This is a genomic window from Haloferula sp., assembly GCF_049672945.1.
Lineage (GTDB): Bacteria > Verrucomicrobiota > Verrucomicrobiia > Verrucomicrobiales > Akkermansiaceae > Haloferula.
Window position 1 is genome coordinate 1 of the sequence record NZ_JBATWY010000211.1, and the last position, 2,476, is coordinate 2,476.

The 2,476-nt window shown below is 55.3% G+C and carries 2 protein-coding genes; one reads left to right on the top strand and one right to left on the bottom strand.

What is annotated here, in order from left to right; all coding sequences use genetic code 11:
- The first annotated feature begins 462 nt into the window (after positions 1–462).
- On the top strand, positions 463–1,716 hold the full coding sequence (locus WBG04_RS18390; protein ID WP_424316175.1) for an integron integrase: 1,254 nt from the start codon (positions 463–465) through the stop codon (positions 1,714–1,716).
- Between the two features lie 472 nt (positions 1,717–2,188).
- On the opposite strand, the gene WBG04_RS18395 is transcribed toward WBG04_RS18390, so the two are convergent.
- Positions 2,189–2,476, bottom strand: a 288-nt coding sequence (locus WBG04_RS18395; RefSeq protein ID WP_424316176.1) for a 2-oxo acid dehydrogenase subunit E2, incomplete at its 5' end; no start/stop codon positions are given.

Sequence of the window (2,476 nt, forward strand, 5' to 3'; positions counted from 1 at the left end):
CTGTATGGTCGCTCCTCTGAGAGAAACCGCTCAAGTGAAGAAGTGCTTTGCTGCTCGCCGCCAGACGCGAAGGGCGCGCAAAGAACTGATAATAGCACAAGTAGCGTCTTCATTTTCTTGGAGAACAGTATTGATTCAACACAGCGAGTGTGACTATCGAGTTGGGATTGTCAAACACGCGGTCCGGATCACAAGGGTATCTTGCTCATTTTAAGCACCTTGTCGAGTTCATTAAGCGGGGGAAGCTTTTTGAAGCAGCGGACCATCTCGGAAACTTTGGGAATTCAATATTCGACTGCCAATTTGAATTGGTGTTCCGATATGTCAGGATTTCCCGGCTATTCAGAAGAGCGAAGGAGCAAGATTTAAATTGCGCGATGACTGTTCGGGAGATCAGATGTTCGCATGAATACTAAAGCGCAAAATGACAGGGCTGGTTTTCAATGGAATGAGGATTTGCTCATGTCGCGCAATTTGGAGCGGAGAGAAATCGAGGCCTACGGTTTTCTGATCGCGTGGTTCGAGGAGCGCCGGGTCCGGGCCGGTATGGAACCTGGAAGAGCGGCGGCGATTTGGTTTTGGAAAGAGGTCGTATTGGCAAAGGAGCGGAAGGAATGGCAGCTTGATCAATGGTCGGCGGCAATGGTGTGGTATTTGAATTGGCTCAAGCTGTGTCTTGAGCGGGGTGATGAGGCGAGGACGCTCCCAGAGCGGATGAAGGCTGCAGTCCATCAAACGGGTGCGAGACGGGGCCTGGCACTGACGACCCGAAAGACCTACGGGGGTTGGGTGGCACGCTTCGGGTCGTGGGCGGGGACAGCGCGGCAGGCGATGAATGAGGAGGCGGCGAGGCAGTGGCTCACGGAACTCGTCTCGGAGACCAAGATAAGTTTCGCGACCCAGAAGCAGGCTTTGAATGCCCTGGTGTTCTTTTTTCGGGATGTTTGTGGGCGGGAGGAGGTGAATCTGCAGGTGAAGATGAGGAAGCGGCAGCCGCGAATTCATGTGATACTGGCGCGTAGCGAGGTCATGGGCATCGTGGCGAAGCTGGAGCCGATGTATCGCCCGATGGCGGCGCTGCAGTACGGTGCAGGACTTCGTTTGAAGGAGCTCTGTAGGTTGCGGGTCAAGGATATCGATTTGAAGCGCGGCACGGTGACAATCCATTGTGGCAAGGGTGATCGTGACCGGGTTTCGATCATTCCGGCAATTTTGCAGCCTGTTTTGGAGGCCCAACTCGAGCGTGTGAAGTGTTTGTGGGAAGGCGATCAGAAATCGGAGACTCCTGGCGTGGCTATGCCGGGAGCTTTGGCTAGGAAGTTTCCTTTGGCAGGAAAGAAGTTGGCGTGGCAGTGGGTTTTCCCAGGCCCAGAGCTTTCTCTTGATCCGGAGTCGAAGATCCTGCGCCGTCATCACATCCATTCCGGTGTTTACGGCAATGCGTTCCGAAGGGCGGCGGAAAAGGTGGTTGCGGATAAGCGTGTGACAACCCATGCGCTTCGTCATGCTTTTGCAACCCATCTACTCGAAAGTGGGACGGACATCCGGACACTGCAGGAGTTATTGGGTCATGCACACGTTTCAACGACGGAGATCTACGCCCATGTGGCGAAGGTTGGAAATGATCGGGGAGTCCGTAGTCCGATGGATCATGAAAAGCTGGAAGACTGGGGATTCGATGATGGTGAAGGCGGTTTGGCAGGCGGGGTGGCATGAGAAATGCCGACGGCCATGCTTCGTTCTCTTCGCGATGGATTGTTTGTGAAGGCGGTGGGAACAACTCGGAACAGCTCGTGGATATCCGCCGGTTCGTCGCTAGTCTGGGAAGCTTGCGCGGATTCGTTCGGGACTTCTTCGCAGGATGCCAAACCCGTGGAATCCTAGGGGCTGTAAGTGGAACAGCGATTTTTCCCACTTATCCCCATGATTAAGATGAAGATTCTTTGGGGTTACCAAATGGAATCCTCTTCTAGTATGTGGACAAGTGGAGCTTTGGACCGTGAGTTTCCGCTCGCTCCGGATCTCCGACATGGAGAAGCGAAAGCTCGCGGTCCGGTGGAATGAGGTTCTCTGCATTTTCGAAATGTCTGTCGTCCGGAAAAGAAGAACGACGCATGCCGGAAGGATCCAGCATGCGCCGCTCAGTGGGTGTGGGAAAGTTTTCTACCTCCGAATCCCGACTTCCGAATCAGATGAGCATCAGGGCGGGTTGCTCGAGGAGCTTCTTGAGCTCGGCGAGGAACTGGGCGGCGACGGCTCCATCGACGACGCGGTGGTCGCAGCTGACGCCGACATTCATGCGCAGGCCGGGAACGATCTGGCCGTTCTTGACGACGGGCTTCTCGACGGCGGCGCCGATCGAAAGGATCATGGCTTGGGGGGGGTTGACGATGGCATCGAAGCTCTCGACGCCCCAGGCACCGAGGTTCGAGACGGTGATGGTGCCACCGTCAAACTCGTTCGGCTTGAGCTTCTT

Excerpts from the sequence above, each read along its gene's own strand:
- WBG04_RS18390 (WP_424316175.1), top strand. The coding sequence starts at position 463 with ATGTCGCGCAATTTGGAGCGGAGAGAAATCGAGGCCTACGGTTTTCTG.